Source organism: Streptomyces sp. NPDC048291, assembly GCF_043201715.1.
GTDB lineage: Bacteria > Actinomycetota > Actinomycetes > Streptomycetales > Streptomycetaceae > Streptomyces.
In genome coordinates, this window is the sequence record NZ_JBICZC010000009.1 from 110,135 (window position 1) to 126,254 (window position 16,120).

At 71.6% G+C, this 16,120-nt stretch carries 15 protein-coding genes; 8 read left to right on the forward strand and 7 right to left on the reverse strand.

Annotation, left to right across the window (positions count from 1 at the left end):
- Positions 1-14: 14 nt before the first annotated feature.
- The 3 genes from ACGF5O_RS24560 to ACGF5O_RS24570 all read left to right on the forward strand — a co-directional run bounded on the left by ACGF5O_RS24560 (position 15) and on the right by ACGF5O_RS24570 (position 3,090).
- The gene (locus ACGF5O_RS24560; RefSeq protein ID WP_393812029.1) at positions 15-467 is read left to right on the forward strand and encodes a DUF3574 domain-containing protein; all 453 of its coding nucleotides are present in this window, start codon (positions 15-17) and stop codon (positions 465-467) included.
- Between the two features lie 132 nt (positions 468-599).
- On the forward strand, positions 600-1,988 hold the full coding sequence (locus ACGF5O_RS24565; RefSeq protein WP_393812030.1) for an aldehyde dehydrogenase family protein: 1,389 nt from the start codon (positions 600-602) through the stop codon (positions 1,986-1,988).
- A 13-nt stretch (positions 1,989-2,001) separates the two neighbouring features.
- On the forward strand, positions 2,002-3,090 hold the full coding sequence (locus tag ACGF5O_RS24570) for a Zn-dependent alcohol dehydrogenase (RefSeq protein ID WP_393812031.1): 1,089 nt from the start codon (positions 2,002-2,004) through the stop codon (positions 3,088-3,090).
- 7 nt (positions 3,091-3,097) lie between these two features.
- Here the strand turns inward: ACGF5O_RS24570 and ACGF5O_RS24575 are convergent, their stop codons facing one another.
- Together ACGF5O_RS24575 and ACGF5O_RS24580 are read right to left on the reverse strand one after the other, a co-directional pair.
- Positions 3,098-4,024: a DMT family transporter gene (locus tag ACGF5O_RS24575; protein ID WP_393812032.1), complete on the reverse strand. Its 927-nt coding sequence runs from the start codon at positions 4,022-4,024 to the stop codon at positions 3,098-3,100.
- A 258-nt stretch (positions 4,025-4,282) separates the two neighbouring features.
- Positions 4,283-4,939 carry a TetR/AcrR family transcriptional regulator gene (locus ACGF5O_RS24580; protein WP_393812033.1) on the reverse strand — a complete coding sequence of 219 codons (657 nt, stop codon included), beginning with the start codon at positions 4,937-4,939 and terminating at the stop codon, positions 4,283-4,285.
- A gap of 60 nt (positions 4,940-4,999) precedes the next feature.
- Between ACGF5O_RS24580 and ACGF5O_RS24585 the strand changes: the two genes are divergently transcribed.
- From ACGF5O_RS24585 to ACGF5O_RS24595, 3 genes are all read left to right on the forward strand, one after another.
- Positions 5,000-6,151 carry an acyl-CoA dehydrogenase family protein gene (locus ACGF5O_RS24585; protein WP_393812335.1) on the forward strand — a complete coding sequence of 384 codons (1,152 nt, stop codon included), beginning with the start codon at positions 5,000-5,002 and terminating at the stop codon, positions 6,149-6,151.
- A 69-nt stretch (positions 6,152-6,220) separates the two neighbouring features.
- The gene (locus ACGF5O_RS24590) at positions 6,221-6,508 is read left to right on the forward strand and encodes a YiaA/YiaB family inner membrane protein (RefSeq protein ID WP_093504975.1); all 288 of its coding nucleotides are present in this window, start codon (positions 6,221-6,223) and stop codon (positions 6,506-6,508) included.
- Positions 6,509-6,580: 72 nt separating this feature from the next.
- Entirely contained in the window at positions 6,581-7,204 is a 624-nt protein-coding gene (locus ACGF5O_RS24595; protein WP_393812034.1) for a TetR/AcrR family transcriptional regulator, read from the forward strand.
- 13 nt (positions 7,205-7,217) lie between these two features.
- Here ACGF5O_RS24595 and ACGF5O_RS24600 read toward each other — a convergent pair whose 3' ends face one another.
- Positions 7,218-7,679, reverse strand: a complete 462-nt coding sequence (locus ACGF5O_RS24600) for a MaoC family dehydratase (protein ID WP_393812035.1) — start codon at positions 7,677-7,679, stop codon at positions 7,218-7,220.
- A gap of 122 nt (positions 7,680-7,801) precedes the next feature.
- Between ACGF5O_RS24600 and soxR the strand changes: the two genes are divergently transcribed.
- Positions 7,802-8,266: a redox-sensitive transcriptional activator SoxR gene (soxR, locus tag ACGF5O_RS24605; RefSeq protein ID WP_362594355.1), complete on the forward strand. Its 465-nt coding sequence runs from the start codon at positions 7,802-7,804 to the stop codon at positions 8,264-8,266.
- Between the two features lie 232 nt (positions 8,267-8,498).
- Here soxR and ACGF5O_RS24610 read toward each other — a convergent pair whose 3' ends face one another.
- Both ACGF5O_RS24610 and ACGF5O_RS24615 read right to left on the reverse strand, forming a co-directional pair.
- On the reverse strand, positions 8,499-9,566 hold the full coding sequence (locus ACGF5O_RS24610) for an RNA ligase (ATP) (protein WP_393812036.1): 1,068 nt from the start codon (positions 9,564-9,566) through the stop codon (positions 8,499-8,501).
- 185 nt (positions 9,567-9,751) lie between these two features.
- On the reverse strand, positions 9,752-10,354 hold the full coding sequence (locus ACGF5O_RS24615; RefSeq protein WP_393812037.1) for a hypothetical protein: 603 nt from the start codon (positions 10,352-10,354) through the stop codon (positions 9,752-9,754).
- 268 nt (positions 10,355-10,622) lie between these two features.
- Between ACGF5O_RS24615 and ACGF5O_RS24620 the strand changes: the two genes are divergently transcribed.
- Positions 10,623-13,409, forward strand: coding sequence for a penicillin acylase family protein (locus ACGF5O_RS24620; protein WP_393812038.1), 2,787 nt, complete (start codon positions 10,623-10,625; stop codon positions 13,407-13,409).
- Between the two features lie 18 nt (positions 13,410-13,427).
- On the opposite strand, the gene ACGF5O_RS24625 is transcribed toward ACGF5O_RS24620, so the two are convergent.
- Both ACGF5O_RS24625 and ACGF5O_RS24630 read right to left on the reverse strand, forming a co-directional pair.
- Positions 13,428-14,747, reverse strand: coding sequence for a serine-threonine protein kinase (locus tag ACGF5O_RS24625; protein WP_393812039.1), 1,320 nt, complete (start codon positions 14,745-14,747; stop codon positions 13,428-13,430).
- An 80-nt stretch (positions 14,748-14,827) separates the two neighbouring features.
- On the reverse strand, positions 14,828-16,063 hold the full coding sequence (locus ACGF5O_RS24630) for an exo-beta-N-acetylmuramidase NamZ domain-containing protein (RefSeq protein ID WP_393812040.1): 1,236 nt from the start codon (positions 16,061-16,063) through the stop codon (positions 14,828-14,830).
- Positions 16,064-16,120 lie beyond the last annotated feature (57 nt).

Consider the following 16,120-nt stretch of genomic DNA (forward strand, 5'->3'; position numbering starts at 1 on the left):
TCTAGGAAGGGGGCATGCGCACTCGATCTCTCCGCAACCGGTCGGCCCTCGCCGTGGCCGGGATCCTGCTCGCCGGTGCTCCGGCCACGTTCACGGCGCTGGCCGCCGACCGTCCCTCCGCCACCCCGGCGCGCGGCAAGCCGTACATCGAGACCCGGCTGCTCTTCGGCACCGCCCGCCCGGACGGCGGACCGGCCGTCACCGACCGGCAGTTCACGGCCTTCGTCGACAAGGAGGTCACCCCGGACTTCCCCGACGGGCTCACCGTGCAGAACGGGCGCGGGCAGTGGCGGGACGCGCACGGGACGATCGAGAAGGAGCGGTCGTACGTGCTGACCCTGCTGTATCCGCGGACGGCGGCCGAGGGCAGCGACCGGAAGATCGAGGAGATCCGGCGGGCCTACGAGAAGGCCTTCGGGCAGGAGAGCGTCGGCAGGGTGGACGAACGCGCCCAGGTCGACTTCTGACGGGTCCGGGAACGTGTCCGAGAACGCGTCCCGGAGTACGTCCCGAGGCACGTCCGAGGCACGTCTGGCGCGCTAAAACTATCGCCGCTAGTTTGTGACTCGGACGACACGGCCCCGCCGGGAGGAAGCACCATGAAGGCACACGACGGCCTGTACATCGACGGCGCCTGGCGCCCCGCCGAGAGCAGGGACGTGATCGAGGTCGTGAACCCGGTCGACGAGCAGGTCGTCGGCCGGGTCCCGGCGGGCGGCGCGCTGGACGTCGACACGGCCGTACGCGCCGCCCGTGCCGCCCTCCCGGTCTGGGCCGCCACCCCGCCCGCCGAGCGCGCCGCCCGGCTCGCCGCGCTGCGGGACGAACTGGAGGCCCGGAAGGACGAGATCGCCGAGACGGTCACCGCCGAGCTGGGCTCTCCCCTCCCGTTCTCCGAGGCGGTCCACGCGAGCGTGCCGATCGCGGTCGCCGGCTCGTACGCAGAACTGGCCGCCACCCACCCCTTCGAGGAGAAGGTCGGCAACTCCACCGTCTACCAGGAGCCGGTGGGCGTGGTCGGCGCGATCACGCCCTGGAACTACCCGCTGCACCAGATCGTCGCCAAGGTCGCCCCGGCGCTCGCCGCCGGCTGCCCGGTCGTGCTGAAGCCCGCCGAGAACACCCCGCTCACCGCCCAGCTGTTCGCGGAGGCGGTGCACGAAGCGGGCTTCCCGGCAGGCGTGTTCAACCTGGTCACCGGCCGCGGCCCGGTCGCCGGGCAGGCCCTCGCCGAGCATCCGGGCGTCGACCTGGTCTCCTTCACCGGCTCCACGGCCGTCGGCAGGCAGATCGGCGCGGTGGCCGGTGCCGCCGTGAAGAAGGTCGCCCTCGAACTGGGCGGCAAGTCCGCGAACGTCATCCTCCCGAGCGCGGACCTCGCCCGGGCCGTCAACGTCGGCGTGGCCAACGTGATGTCCAACTCCGGCCAGACGTGCAGCGCCTGGACCCGGATGCTGGTCCATGGCGACCAGTACGAGGAGGCGGTGGAGCTCGCGGCCACGGCGGCCGCCAAGTACGGCGAGCGGATCGGGCCCGTCGTCAGCGCCGAACAGCAGGCCCGGGTGCGGGGTTACATCGAGAAGGGCGTCGCGGAGGGCGCCCGGCTGGTCGCCGGAGGCCCCGAATCCCGGCACGAGCAGGGCTACTTCGTCAGCCCGACCGTCTTCGCCGACGTCACCCCGGAGATGACGATCGCCCAGGAGGAGATCTTCGGCCCGGTCCTGTCCATCCTGCGCTACACCGACGAGGACGACGCCCTGCGCATCGCCAACGGCACGGTCTACGGGCTCGCGGGCGCCGTCTGGGCCGGGGACGAGGCGGAGGCGGTGGCTTTCGCCCGGCGCATGGACACCGGCCAGGTCGACATCAACGGCGGACGCTTCAACCCCCTCGCCCCGTTCGGCGGTTACAAGCAGTCGGGCGTCGGCCGCGAGCTGGGCGCGCACGGCCTCGCCGAGTACCTCCAGACCAAGTCCCTTCAGTTCTGAGGAGGTTCCTGCGATGACTTTCACGGTCCGAGCCGCCGTACTGCCCGCCGTGGGCGCCCCGCTGTCGGTCACCGGGATCGAACTCCCGGACCCCGGACCCGGACAGGTCCGGGTCCGGCTCGCCGCCGCCGGCGTCTGCCACTCCGACCTCTCCCTCTCGGACGGCACCATGCGGGTGCCGGTCCCGGCGGTCCTCGGCCACGAGGGCGCGGGCACCGTGGTGGCCGTGGGCGAGGGCGTCACCCGGCTGGCGCCCGGCGCCCAGGTCGTCCTCAACTGGGCCCCTTCCTGCGGCAGTTGCCACGCCTGCACGCTGGGCGAGGTCTGGCTCTGCGCCAACGCGCTGAACGGCTCCGCCGACGTCTACGCCCGTACGGCGGACGGCACCGACCTGCACCCCGGCCTGAACGTGGCGGCCTTCGCCGAGGAGACCGTGGTCCCCGAGTCCTGCGTCCTGCCCCTGCCCGCGGGCATCCCGCTCACCGACGCGGCCCTCCTCGGCTGCGCGGTCCTCACCGGCTACGGTGCCGTCCACCACTCGGCGCGGGTCCGCGAGGGCGAGACGGTCGCGGTGTTCGGCGTCGGCGGGGTGGGTCTGGCCACCGTCCAGGCGGCCCGGATCGCGGGTGCCTCCCGGATCGTCGCGGTGGACGTCTCGGCGGAGAAGGAAGGCCTCGCACGCGCCGCCGGCGCCACGGACTTCGTCGTCGCCTCCGACACCACACCCCGCGCGATCCGCGCCCTGACGGACAAGCAGGGCGTCGACGTCGCCGTGGAGTGCGTGGGCCGCGCGGTCAGCATCCGCGCGGCCTGGGAGTCCACCCGCCGGGGCGGCCGTACGACGGTGGTCGGCATCGGTGCCAGGACCGAACAGGTCACCTTCGACGCCCTGGAGCTCTTCCACTGGGGCCGCACCCTCTCCGGCTGCGTCTACGGCAACTCGGACCCGGCCCGCGACCTGCCGCTGCTCGCCGAACACGTCCGGGCGGGCCGCCTGGACCTGAGCGCGCTGGTGACGGAACGGATCGCGCTGGAGGACATCCCGGTCGCCTTCGAGAACATGCTGGCCGGCAAGGGCGGCCGGGCCCTGGTCGTCTTCTGACCGGCCGTCACGACACCTGCTCGGAGCGGGGCTCCCCGGCCGCCGGCACGGCCCGGGGAGCACGCGCCCGGGACCGGGACACGGCCACACCGGCCAGGCACAGCACCCCGCCCGCCAGGGTGACCGGTCCGGGTACCTCGCCCAGGACCAGCCAGGACATCAGCACCACCAGCGCGGGCACGGCATACGTCGTCGCGCCCATCCGGCTCGCGGTGGTACGGGCGAGGGCGTACGCCCAGGTCGTGAAGGCGAGCGCGGTCGGGAAGACACCGAGATACACCATGTTGAGGGTGGCGGACAGCGGGGCGTCGGCCGCCTGGTGCACCAGCTGCCCGGCGAACGGCAGACAGACGACGGCGCCGACGAGGCACCCGTACGTGGTGGCCTGGAGCGCGCTCGCCCGGGCCAGCGCGGGCTTCTGGGAGACGACACCGGCGGCGTAGGCGACCGCCGCGAGCAGGCACAGCACCACCCCCAGCACCGAGGAGCCGCCCCCGCCGGCCATCGAGAGACCCACGGTCACCGCGCCCGCGAAGGACACCGCCATCCCGGCGAGCAGCCGGGGCGGCATGGGATCACCGAGCAGCCGGGCCCCGAGCAGGGCGATCAGCAGGGGGCCGACGTTCACCACGAGGGCGGCCGTCCCCGCGTCCACCTGCTGCTCGCCCCAGTTGAGGACGACCATGTAGAAGCCGAACCACAGCACGCCCGACAACGCGATGCCGCGCCAGGCGGACCTGGGCGGCAGCCCTTCGCGCCGTACGGCGCACAGGATCCCGAGCACGACCGCCCCGGAGAGCAGCCGGCCGAGGGCGAGCGCGCCGGGGGAGTAGGAGTCACCCGCACTGCGGATCGACACGAAGGCCGAGGCCCACAGCACGACGGTGACGACGGCTGCGGCGACGGGGAGGAGGCGGTGGTCGGGCTTCTTCATGTGGTCGAGGGTAAGGAGAGGGGGCGTGCGGGGGCTGGCGGATTTCGGACGGGTGGGTAGGGGGCGGGGCCGGAGGCGGGGACGCTCACCGGCGCTTGCCGGGTGCTTCCCCCAGCCTTCGGCCGGGGGACCCCCAGCGCCCACCCGTGCCGCCCCTAGCGGCACGCATGCCCGCAGCCGGGTAGCCCCGTGAGGGGCGCGGGGAACTGCGCGGCCAGCCCCCACCGGCCCGCAGCCGACCGTCGGCCGGACCGCCCCCTACGCCGTCCCCTTCACCTGCGTGAATTGCTCGGCCAACCCGTCCAGCAACGCCCGCAACCCCGTCTCGAACGCCCGCTCGTCGATCTTCTCCTGGCGCTCGGAGAGCAGATGCGCCTGCCCCAGATGCGGATAGTCGGCCGGATCGTACGCGCTCGCGTCGTCCACGAAGCCCCCGGCGAACGACCCCAGCGCCGAGCCCATGATGAAGTACCGCATCAGCGCCCCGATCGACGTCGCCTGCGCCGGCGGCCACCCCGCGTCCACCATCGCGCCGTAGACCACGTCGGCGAGCCGCAGGCCCGCCGGGCGGCGGCCGGGGCCGCGGGCGAGTACCGGGACGATGTTCGGGTGGGCCCGCAGTGCCGTCCGGTAGGAAACCGCCCAGTCGTGCAGCGCGGTCCGCCACTCCCGTCCGGCGCCCTGCCCGGGGTCTTCGAACATCGACAGGTCGACCTGCGCGCTGACCGAGTCCGCGACCGCCTCCAGGATCTCGTCCTTGGTGCGGAAGTGGTTGTAGAGCGAGGGCCCGCTCACCCCCAGCTCGGCGGCCAGCCGGCGGGTCGAGACGGCCGCCAGACCCTCCGCGTCCACGAGTTCCCGGGCCGTCCGGACGATCCGGTCGGTGCTGAGGAGGGGCTTGCGCGGTCGGGCCATGGCGCACATAGTAGGGCCGGGGAAATAAACTAGCAGTGCTAATTAAAGGGTGGTCGCATGGTGAACCTGGGGCTCAGCGAGGAGCAGACCGCCGTACGCCGGCTCGCCCGGGACTTCGTCGACCGCGAGATCACCCCGAACGTGATCGCCTGGGACCGCGCCGAGGAGGTCGACCGGGGCATCGTGAAGAAGCTCGGCGAGGTCGGCTTCCTGGGCCTGACCGTCGACGAGGAGTACGGCGGCTCGGGCGGCGACCATCTCGCGTACTGCCTGGTGACGGAGGAGCTGGGCCGGGGGGACTCCTCGGTCCGCGGGATCGTCTCCGTGTCCCTGGGACTGGTCGCCAAGACCATCGCCGCCTGGGGCACCGAGGAGCAGAAGCGGCGCTGGCTGCCGGGGCTCACCTCCGGCTCGTACGTCGGCTGCTTCGGCCTCACCGAACCCGGCACCGGCTCCGACGCGGGCAACCTCACCGCCCGCGCCGTTCGCGACGGCGACGACTACGTCGTCAACGGCACCAAGATGTTCATCACCAACGGCACCTGGGCGGACGTCGTCCTCCTCTTCGCCCGCTCCACCGACGCCCCCGGCCACAAGGGCGTCTCCGCCTTCCTGGTGCCGGCCGACACCCCCGGCCTCACCCGCCGTCCCCTGCACGGCAAGCTCGGCCTGCGCGGCCAGGCCACCGCCGAGTTCGTCCTGGAGGACGTCCGGATCCCCGCCTCGGCGATGCTCGGCCCCGAGGGCAAGGGCTTCTCGGTCGCCATGTCCGCGCTCGCCAAGGGGCGGATGTCGGTCGCCGCCGGCTGTGTCGGCATAGCGCAGGCCGCACTGGACGCGGCCGTGCGCTACGCCGGGGAGCGCGAGCAGTTCGGCACGCCGATCGCCGGGCACCAGCTCGTCCAGGAGCTCATCAGCGACATCGCCGTCGACGTGGACGCGGCCCGCCTGCTGACCTGGCGGGTCGCCGATCTGATCGACCGGGGGCTGCCGTTCGCCACCGAGTCCTCCAAGGCCAAGCTCTTCGCCTCCGAGGCCGCCGTGCGCGCCGCCAACAACGCCCTCCAGGTCTTCGGCGGCTACGGCTACATCGACGAGTACCCGGCGGGCAAACTCCTGCGCGACGCCCGCGTGATGACCCTCTACGAGGGCACCAGCCAGATCCAGAAGCTCCTCATCGGGCGGGCGCTGACGGGCGTCTCGGCGTTCTGAGTACGCCCCTGCACCGCGCTGAGTATCCCGACGGATGTGGCGCGGGCCACGTCGGCCGATGCTCTACCCATGAGCGACACACCGGTCAGACACCAGAACACGGCCGCCTTCTACGGGCAGGCCGTCGCCTCCTTCGCCCTCGCCCTCACGGCCACCGCCATCGGCATCTTCCGGCTGCACGCCGACGCCTGGGTCCGCGGCTTCCTCGGCATCGCCGTGCTCTACCTCGTCACCTCCGCCTTCACCCTCGCGAAGGTCGTCCGCGACCGTCAGGAGGCCGGGCAGATCGTCAGCCGCGTCGACCAGGCCCGGCTGGAGAAGCTGCTCGCCGAGCACGACCCCTTCGAGAAGCTCTGAGCGGCCACACTAAGCGCTCGCTCAGCCGGGGCGGTATGGTGGAGCTCCGGTACCGAGAGGGGCGAGCGAGCGATGAGTACGGCGGAGGAGACGACCGGCGGCGAGGTCGAGCCGTGGGAAGAGGTCACCCCTGACGCGGCCCGGCGACTGCTGGTCGCCGCCGTGGAGGCCTTCGCCGAGCGCGGCTACCACGCCACCACCACCCGCGACATCGCGGGCCGGGCCGGCATGAGCCCCGCCGCGCTCTACATCCACTACAAGACCAAGGAAGAGCTGCTCCACCGGATCAGCCGCATCGGTCACGACCGGGCCCTGGAGATCCTCCAGACGGCCGCCCGGCGGGAGGGCACCGCCACCGAGCGGCTCGCCGACGCCGTCAGCTCCTTCGTCCGCTGGCACGCCGGGCGGCGCACCACCGCCCGGGTCGTGCAGTACGAACTCGACGCCCTCGGCCCCGAGGCCCGCGCCGAGATCCTCGACCTGCGCCACCAGGTCGACGCCGAGGTGCGCGGGATCATCCAGGAGGGCGTCGAGTCCGGCGAGTTCGACGTCATCGACGTGCGCGGCACCACCCTCGCGGTGCTGTCGCTCTCCATCGACGTCGCCCGCTGGTTCAACGTCAACGGGCCCCGCACCCCCGAGGAGGTCGGCGCGCTCTACGCCGACCTCGTGCTGCGGATGGTCGGGGCCAAGTAGCGGCCCGCCGCCCTCAGAGGTAGTACCGGGACACCGACTCCGCGACGCAGACCGGCTTGTCGCCGCCCTCGCGCTCCACGCTGAAGGCGACCGTCACCTGGACGCCGCCCGCGACGTCCTCGACACCGGTGATCTTCGCGGTGGCGCGCAGCCGGGAGCCGACCGGGACGGGGGCGGGGAAGCGGACCTTGTTGGTGCCGTAGTTCACGCCCATCTTCACGCCCTCGACCTTGATCAGCTGCGGGCCGAAGAGCGGGAGCAGCGACAGGGTCAGGTAGCCGTGCGCGATGGTCGTGCCGAACGGTCCTGCGGCCGCCTTCTCCGGGTCGACGTGGATCCACTGGTGGTCGCCGGTCGCCTCCGCGAACAGGTCGATCCGCTTCTGGTCGACCTCCAGCCAGTCGGTGTGGCCCAGCTGCTCGCCCACGGCCCCCTTCAGCTCGTCGGGGGAGGTGAAGATCCTCGGTTCTGCCATGTCGCCGGCCCTCTCGCACTCACGGGTCACGTCTGCCTTGTCTAAGCAACTGCTTAGCATGGTCGGGTACGGGTCCCCTGTCAACGGACCGCGACGCGCACCCGGTGGGTAGTGTCTGCGGGGTGCCGCAGATTCCCGAGAAGATCCACGAACTGACCGTGGGCCAGTTGTCCGCACGCAGCGGCGCCGCCGTCTCCGCGCTGCACTTCTACGAGGCCAAGGGCCTCATCAGCAGCCGGCGGACCTCCGGCAACCAGCGCCGCTACACCCGCGACACGCTCCGCCGGGTGGCCTTCGTCCGGGCGGCACAGCGCGTCGGCATCCCCCTCGCGACGATCCGCGCGGCCCTCTCGGAACTCCCCGAGGAGCGCACTCCGACCCGCGAGGACTGGGCCCGCCTGTCGGAGGCCTGGCGCGCGGAACTGGACGAGCGCATCAGGCAGCTGAACCGGCTCCGCGACCACTTGACGGACTGCATCGGCTGCGGGTGCCTCTCCTTGAACAGCTGCGTGCTGTCCAACCCGGACGACACGCTAGGCCGCCGCCTGGCGGGCTCCCGCCTGCTACCGGAGACGGGCCGCCCGTAGTTCGCCTGCGGGCGCGTGGGGGTTGCTCGCGCAGTTCCCCGCGCCCCTTACGGGGCACGTCCTGGCTGCGGGCAGCCACTCCGCCGCGGGTTGGTGGGGGCTGGTCGCGCAGTTCCCCGCGCTCCTGAAAACATAGCTGCGGGCAGGCGTGCCGCAGGGCGGCACGGGTGGGCGCGGCGGCACCCGGCAAGCGCCGGTGAGCGTCCGTACCCCCCGGCCCCGTCCCGGGCGCCTACTCGAACTCGGTCCCACCTTTCCGCGTCAGGTACGCCGGACTCACCGCCTTCGCGATCGCCCGGCCCCCGGTCACCGTGCTGTACCGCTCCACCGCCGGCCGGATCACCACGCCCTCCCGCAGGTGCAGCCCCCGCCCGGACACGGTCTCCCGCCCGCTCGCGACCTCCAGCACCCTTTCGATGTCGTACGGACCCTCGAACAGCCGTGGCGCCAGCGGCAGTTCGCCTGCGAGGAACTCCGCCGCGTCCAGCCACCGCACCGCTCCGCCGACGTCGGCCGACACGTCGAACGCGGTGTATCCGAGCGACTCCCGTCGCCCGTCGGCGCCGTACGTCAGGTCCTGCACCCCCGCCCCGTACACCTCCCCGAAGATCCCGACCCGGCGCGCGCCGAGCCGTTCGGCGAGACGCCGGGCCGTCTCGGCGACGCCGTGGCCGCGCACCGCCCGCCAGTAGAGGTTGCGCGGATCCTCCTTGAGGGCCAGGGACTTCGCGCCGAATCCCTTGGAGGAGACGTACACCCGGTCCTCGTCGGCGATGTAGGTGAGCAGGCAGGCCGAGCCGTGGACCTTCTCGGTGAGGACCACCGGTTCGCCGGGCTCGAAGATGCCGGGGTAACGCTGGATGTTCTCGATGTCGACCCACGGCAGCAGATCGGGTGCCGGCTCGACGTCGCCGTCCATCGTGGGCGGGACCGGTGGCACCCACTTGGTGATGCCGAGGGTCTCCGCGAAGTCGGTGCCCTCCTCCTCCGCCCGCGCCAGGTCGACGCCGGCCAGTGCCTGCGGACGGCACACGATGCCCTGCGACAGCTCACCGCGCAGCCGCACCGCCCTGACCCGGTCCGCGTTGCTTCCCGCGAGCCGCCCGGTCAGCCCCAGTTCCCCGATCAGCTCGGCCGGCAGCACGGCCTGTTCGGGGATGTACAAGGCGGTCTCGCCGGTGCGGTAGACGCCCTTGGCGACGACCGCGCGGTAGAGGCCCACCTGAGCCAGTTCCAGCGCGTCGGCATTGGGGTGTTCGTGGACGGTCAGCACTTCGGCGGTGACGCGCAGCGTCGACATCGGTGCTCCTCGCTCGGCGGGAACCCGCGGGTTCCTCAGCTGGGTTTCATCGGACCCAACTCTCCGGACGGGAAACAGGTGGAACCAGCGGATTAGCCGCTGCTATGGCGCTGTCGTGCGCGGTCGGCCACCGCGGGCCTGCGGGCAGTTGGGGGGTGCGGCATCCCCGGCGCACCCCCACGTGGTCAGGCCGACATGAGAAGCCGCCCGCGCCTGGCGTAGGCCAGGGCCTCGGGGGTGAGGACCGGACGCGGCACCAGGATGCCGCAGTCCGCGCAGACCGGACCGGCGGAGGGCTCGTGGTCCAGGTCGTACTTCCAGATGAGGCGCTCCCCTTCGCACACCGGGCAGAGGGTGCCCGGTTCGCGCTCCAGGGCGGCGATCAGCCGTCGCAGCACCTCGGCGAGTGGTTCGTCGGGATGGACCCGTGGGTCGTCGCACCAGGCCACTCCGAATCCGCCCCAGGTCAGCCGGTGCCAGTCGTCCACGCTGCCCGGGCGGCGCAGCCCGTCGTGCTTCTCCTTCTTGCGGCGCTCGGCGAACTCGCTCTCATACCCGAGCCATACCGTCCGCGCCTCCTCCAGCTCCTCCAGTGCGCCCACGAGACGCACCGGATCGGGGGAGCGGTCCTCGGGACCGAACCCGGCCCGCGAGCAGAGATGGTCCCAGGTCGCGCGGTGCCCGTAAGGAGCGAACCGCTCCAGGCACTTGCGCAGCGAGTAACGCCGTAGCGCCAGATCGCACCGTGGGTCTCGCACCTGTCTCGCCAGACTCCGGAAACCGGCCATCGCCCTGCACCTCCGTCACACCTGCAGCTGTACTTCGGTCACTTCGGCGTCGCCGCACGGGCTTCGCGCGGCGTTGCCGTATAGACGTATCGACACTCGAATCGGCTCCATCCGATTTCCGATGCCGTCCATAAGGCCGCCCGCCTTGACCGACGGCCGGTGACGCCACCGACGCGGGCGACCCTTCCAAAACTTGACGCATGTTCATCTTCAATCCCGGGGATACCGGCGGTAACGTCCGGCACCACCCCCGTCGTGAGGAGCTGCCATGCCACGGCGCACCAGACATCACGCGTTGTTCGACAGACTGAGAACTCCCCGCAAGCTCCCCGGGTTCCTGAAAGCCGCATCCGTGTGCGTGCTGATCGCCGGGCTGCTCACCCCACTGGCCGGAGCGACCACCGCGGCGGCCGCGGCCTCCAACGACTACTGCGGCGGCCAGTGTTCCGACATCCTGCCGCCCGGCGAGAACGGCAACGCCACCCTCGCCCAGATCCTGCTCAACCAGGCCTTCGGTACCCAGCCCTCCCATGCGGAGGACCAGCTCGGCCCCTACAACAACCTGGCCACGGGCTACTCCACCCTCACCGACGCGAAGATCAACACGTTCTTCAACGACTCGTCGTTCGGGGTCGCTTCCAGTCAAGTCGCCTCCACGGAGAATCCGGCCGGCCGCAGCGACGTCACCATCGTCCGTGACAAGGCCACCGGTGTGCCGCACATCACCGGTACCACCAGATACGGCACCGAGTTCGGCGCGGGGTATGCCGCCGCTGAGGACCGGCTGTGGCTCATGGACGTGTTCCGGCACGTCGGCCGCGGCCAGCTGACCACCTTCGCCGGTGGCGTCGCCTCCAACCAGGGGCTTGAGCAGGAGTTCTACCGCAACGCCCCGTACACCGAGGCGGACCTCCAGGCGCAGATCGACAACGCCGTCGCCAACAACGGCGCCCGCGGCCAGCAGGCCCTCGCGGACGCCAACGCCTACCTCGCCGGCATCAACTCCTACATCGACGCCTCCGACAGCGGCCGGTACTTCCCCGGCGAGTACGTGCTGACCGGGCACAAGGACTCGATCACCAACGCCGGCACGATCGACCACTTCAAGATCACCGACCTGGTGGCGCTGGCCTCCGTGATCGGCACGCTGTTCGGCTCCGGCGGCGGAGGCGAGGTCAACAACGCCCTCTCGCTGCTCGCCGCCCAGGAGCAGTACGGCGTGACCGAGGGCACCAAGGTCTGGGAGTCGTTCCGCGAGCGCAACGACCCCGAGGCGGTGCTCACCGTCCACAACGGCGAGAGCTTCCCGTACGGCACCAAACCGGACAATCCGCAGGGCGAGGCGCTGCCGGACGCCGGTTCGGTGACCACCGAACCCCTCGTCTACAACGCCACCGGCACCGGCGCCGACCAGAGCGCGAACGCGGCCTCCGCGGCGGCGACCGCGACCGCCCTCAGCTCGGCCAAGCGCGGGATGTCCAACGCGCTGGTCGTCAGCGGCAAGTACACCGCGAGCGGTCACCCCATCGCCGTGTTCGGACCGCAGACCGGCTACTTCGCCCCGCAGCTGCTCATGCTCCAGGAGATCCAGGGCCCGGGCATCAGCGCCCGCGGCGCCTCCTTCGCCGGCCTGAGCATGTACGTCGAACTGGGCCGCGGCCAGGACTACGCGTGGTCCGCGACCACCTCCGGCCAGGACATCATCGACTCCTACGCGGTCGAACTCTGCCAGGACGACTACCACTACCTGTTCCACGGCACCTGCACCGCCATGGACGAGGTCGAGCAGAGCAACTCCTGGAAGCCGACCACGGCCGACGGCACGGCCGCCGGCTCGTACACCATGAGAGTGTGGAAAACCAAGTACGGCCCGGTCGAATACCGGGCCACCGTCGGCGGGAAGAAGGTCGCCTACACCACCCTGAGATCCTCGTACATGCACGAGGCCGACTCGATCATCGGCTTCCAGATGCTCAACGACCCCGACTACGTGAACAGCCCGCAGACCTTCCAGAGCGCGGCGCAGCACATCAACTTCACCTTCAACTGGTTCTACGCCGACTCCTCGCACACCGCGTACTACAACAGCGGCAACAACCCGGTGCGGGCCAGCGGGGTCGACCCCGAGTTCCCGGTCTGGGGCCAGGCCGCCTACGAGTGGCAGAACTGGGACCCGACCACCAACACGGCCGACTACACCCCGGCCTCCGCGCACCCCCAGTCGGTGGACCAGGACTACTACATCTCCTGGAACAACAAACAGGCGCTGAACTACACGACCGCGAGCTGGGGTGACGGCTCGGTCCACCGCGGCAACCTGCTCAACGACCGGGTGAAGAAACTCGTCGCCGCCGGCGGTGTCACCAGATCCGCGCTCGTCAAGGCCATGGCGGACGCGTCGCTCACGGACCTGCGGGCCGAGGACGTGCTGCCGGACCTGCTGAAGGTGATCAACAGCAGTACGGTGACCGACTCCACGGCCGCCGCGGCCGTCACCAAGCTCCAGACCTGGCTGACCGCGGGCGGCAAGAGAACGGAGACCTCGGCGGGCTCGAAGACGTACGCGAACGCCGACGCCGTCCGGATCCTGGACGCCTGGTGGCCGCTGCTGGTGAAGGCCGAGTTCCAGCCCGGCCTCGGTGACGACCTGTACACCGCGTTCACCAACAACCTGTACATCGACGAGACCCCGTCCGCCGCCCACGGACCGACCGGTGCGCATGCCGGAAGCTCCTTCCAGTACGGCTGGTGGAGTTATGTCGACAAGGACATGCGGTCGGTGCTCGGCCAGACCGTTTCGGGGCCGCTCGCCGAGCAGTACTGCGGCGGCGGCAGTCTCAGCGCCTGCCGGGACATCCTGATCAGCACCCTGAAGACGGCGGCCGGCACCAGCGCGTCCACCGTCTACCCCGGGGACTCGCTGTGCTCCGCGGGGGACCAGTGGTGCGCCGACTCGATCGTGCAGCGCACCCTGGGCGGCATCAAGCACTACAACATCAGCTGGCAGAACCGGCCGACCTTCCAGCAGGTCGTCGAGTTCACGTCACACCGCTGATGTCCCACGGCGGCGGGGTCACGCGATGTGCCCCGCCGTCAGCACCACCCGCGCCAGTTCGGGGTGCACGATGTCGCTGTGCGCCCCGGACGGCGGGCCGCCCTTCCGTACGACCGCCGCCGCGTCGACGTTCACACAGCCCGGCGCGGCGAGCGGCCCGCGCAGCGCCGCCGCCAGGTCCAGCGAGCGGGTGCCCGGCACCTCCTGGACGCCGTCGTGGCCCATCGCGCCCCACCTGTCGCCCAGCATCCGCGCCACGTCCTCGCCCAGCGCCGACTCGCAGTCGTCCGCCATCCGCGAGGCCAGCGGGTACAGCGTGCCGAGCGACTCGTCGAAGTGGGAGTAGCAGCAGACCAGCGGGCCGTCGATCCGGTTCTGCTGTCCCTGGAGCACCCCGCCGGCGCGCGGGTCGTGGGGCAGCCGGGCGGCGAACGCGTAGTGCGAGAAGGCCCCTTGCAGCAGGGTCACGGACTTCACCGTGCGCACCCCGTCCGGCAGCCCGCGCAGCGCGAACGAGACCAGCCGGCCGCCGAAGCTGTGCCCCACCAGATGCACCCGCAGGTCCGGCGCCGCCCCGGCCAGCTGCCCGATCACCCGGCCGAGCCCCCGTTCCCCGACGGTCCCCGCGCGCCGCTTCATCGCGTAGTACGTCGCCTGCCGCAACAGCTCCTTCGCGCCGTCCCAGGGGTTCGGCATGGTGAACCCGGCCGCGTCGCCACCGCCCCGGAGAGCGGCCAGCGCCGCCGCGAACTCCTCGCACAGGGTGGTGATGTCCCCGCTGAACAGCACGGGCTCGCTCTGCGGGACGCCCTCCGCGAGGGTGTCCGCCGCGAACAGCGGCTGCGGGCCGCCGGGGAGGACCTCGACCAGCAGCCGGACGAGCCGCCCGAACTCCTCCAGTTCGTCCGCCGGCCGCTGGTCCAGCATCCGCGCGATCTGGTCGACCACGGTGGCCCGCCCCGGGAACGTCTCCAGGAGGGCGTGCCGGGTGTCCTTGTCGAGGACGGGCGCCGGTGACTCCACCGCCTCCGCGGCCACCACGGACGTCGGGAAGTCGGGGATCGGCTCGTCGCAGAACCGCATCGACGGCCAGATCACCCCGGCGTACCCGATCCGCGCCTTCGGCGCGAGCTTCGGGATCGGTGCGAAGAACCGCCGGTACAGGCGGGTCGCCCCTGAACGGTCGTTGTTCCAGCCGTGCGCGAAGACGATCAGGTCGTGGAGGCCGTGCCCGCCGATCTCGCCCAGCAGCCGGTCGCGTTCGGCGCCGTCCGGGTCCCCGTCCGCGTCGAAGGTCAGCTCCCAGTAGGGAGCCACGCTCATCCCAGGATCCGCCATACCAGGCTCCTCGTCCCCCGAACCGGTGCGATGTGGGCGCATCGTCCCGCCGCGGGGCAAGGTTGGCCATACACCGCGCCTCACCTGTAGAGGAGAAATTCCTTTCGGACCCGGCGGAATGCGGCGAGTTCGTCCTGCCAGGCGCCGACGACCTCGTCCGGGCCCGCGCCGGCGTCGATCATCGTGCGCACGCGCGCGGACCCGGTGAGCCTGTCGATCCAGTCGTCCGAGCGCCAGGCGAAGCCGCTCCACACCTTCTTCGCGGTGACGAGGAGGGCGATTCCGGTGCCGACCGGGTCGTAGGCGGCCCGGTCGTGCACATGGATCTGCACCCCGCCGACCGTCGTGCCCTGGAACTTGGAGAAGGTGGGCGCGAAGTACGCCTCCCGGAACCGCACGCCCGGCAGCGCGAGTTCGTTGGCCGCGGCCGCCCAGCGCGCGTCGATGCCGTCGGCGCCGAGCAGTTCGAAGGGGCGGGTGGTCCCGCGTCCCTCCGACAGGTTCGTGCCCTCGAAGAGGCAGGTCCCCGAGTAGACGAGGGCGGTGTCCGGGGTGGGCATGTTGGGGCTCGGCGGCACCCAGGGCAGGCCGTACGCGTCGTAGAAGCGGGAGCGCCGCCAGCCCGTCATCGGCACGACGTCCAGCGCGACCGGCGGGTCCAGGAACTCCGCGTTGAACAGCCGCGCGAGCTCGGCGACCGTCATCCCGTGCGCCTGCGCGACCGGTTGCCGGCCGACGAAACTGGCGAACTCCCGGTGCAGGACCGGGCCTTCGGCCGTGCGGCCGGTCACCGGGTTCGGGCGGTCGAGGACGACGAAGCGCTTGCCGGCCAGCCTGGCTGCCTCCATGCAGTCGTACAGCGTCCAGATGTACGTGTAGAAACGGGCGCCGACGTCCTGGATGTCGAAGACGACGGTGTCCACGCCGGACGCGGTGAAGACGTCGGCGAGGGGCTGCCCGCTCTTGAGGTACGTGTCGTAGACGGGCAGGCCGGTCGCCGGGTCGCCGTAGCGGCCCTCGGAGCCGCCGGCCTGGGCGGTGCCGCGGAAACCGTGTTCCGGGCCGAAGACCGCCGTCAGCTCGACCCTGGGGTCGGCGTGCATGACGTCGACGATGTGGCGGGCGTCGGGGGTGATGCCGGTGGGGTTGGTGACGATGCCGGTCTTCTGGGCGGCGAGGAGGGCGTAGCCGTCGGCGGCGAGGCGGTCGAACCCGGTGTTGAGGTGATCGCGGGCGTCGGCCGTGGGCGCCGGCATCGTCGTGATCGAGGCGGTTGCCGTGGCGGCGGTGAGTAGAGCTCTTCTGGACAGGCGCATGGGGTGACCTCCACGTCGAGTGCTCCCGCACGAAGTCTTGCAGGCCGCGGGCCGGAT

Excerpts from the sequence above, each read along its gene's own strand:
- ACGF5O_RS24625 (WP_393812039.1), bottom strand. The coding sequence starts at position 14,747 with ATGGCGGATCCTGGGATGAGCGTGGCTCCCTACTGGGAGCTGACCTTC.
- ACGF5O_RS24560 (WP_393812029.1), top strand. The coding sequence starts at position 15 with ATGCGCACTCGATCTCTCCGCAACCGGTCGGCCCTCGCCGTGGCCGGG.
- ACGF5O_RS24570 (WP_393812031.1), top strand. The coding sequence starts at position 2,002 with ATGACTTTCACGGTCCGAGCCGCCGTACTGCCCGCCGTGGGCGCCCCG.
- ACGF5O_RS24610 (WP_393812036.1), bottom strand. The coding sequence starts at position 9,566 with ATGTCGACGCTGCGCGTCACCGCCGAAGTGCTGACCGTCCACGAACAC.
- ACGF5O_RS24575 (WP_393812032.1), bottom strand. The coding sequence starts at position 4,024 with ATGAAGAAGCCCGACCACCGCCTCCTCCCCGTCGCCGCAGCCGTCGTC.
- ACGF5O_RS24615 (WP_393812037.1), bottom strand. The coding sequence starts at position 10,354 with ATGGCCGGTTTCCGGAGTCTGGCGAGACAGGTGCGAGACCCACGGTGC.
- ACGF5O_RS24630 (WP_393812040.1), bottom strand. The coding sequence starts at position 16,063 with ATGCGCCTGTCCAGAAGAGCTCTACTCACCGCCGCCACGGCAACCGCC.
- ACGF5O_RS24595 (WP_393812034.1), top strand. The coding sequence starts at position 6,581 with ATGAGTACGGCGGAGGAGACGACCGGCGGCGAGGTCGAGCCGTGGGAA.
- ACGF5O_RS24590 (WP_093504975.1), top strand. The coding sequence starts at position 6,221 with ATGAGCGACACACCGGTCAGACACCAGAACACGGCCGCCTTCTACGGG.
- ACGF5O_RS24600 (WP_393812035.1), bottom strand. The coding sequence starts at position 7,679 with ATGGCAGAACCGAGGATCTTCACCTCCCCCGACGAGCTGAAGGGGGCC.
- ACGF5O_RS24580 (WP_393812033.1), bottom strand. The coding sequence starts at position 4,939 with ATGGCCCGACCGCGCAAGCCCCTCCTCAGCACCGACCGGATCGTCCGG.
- ACGF5O_RS24565 (WP_393812030.1), top strand. The coding sequence starts at position 600 with ATGAAGGCACACGACGGCCTGTACATCGACGGCGCCTGGCGCCCCGCC.
- ACGF5O_RS24620 (WP_393812038.1), top strand. The coding sequence starts at position 10,623 with ATGCCACGGCGCACCAGACATCACGCGTTGTTCGACAGACTGAGAACT.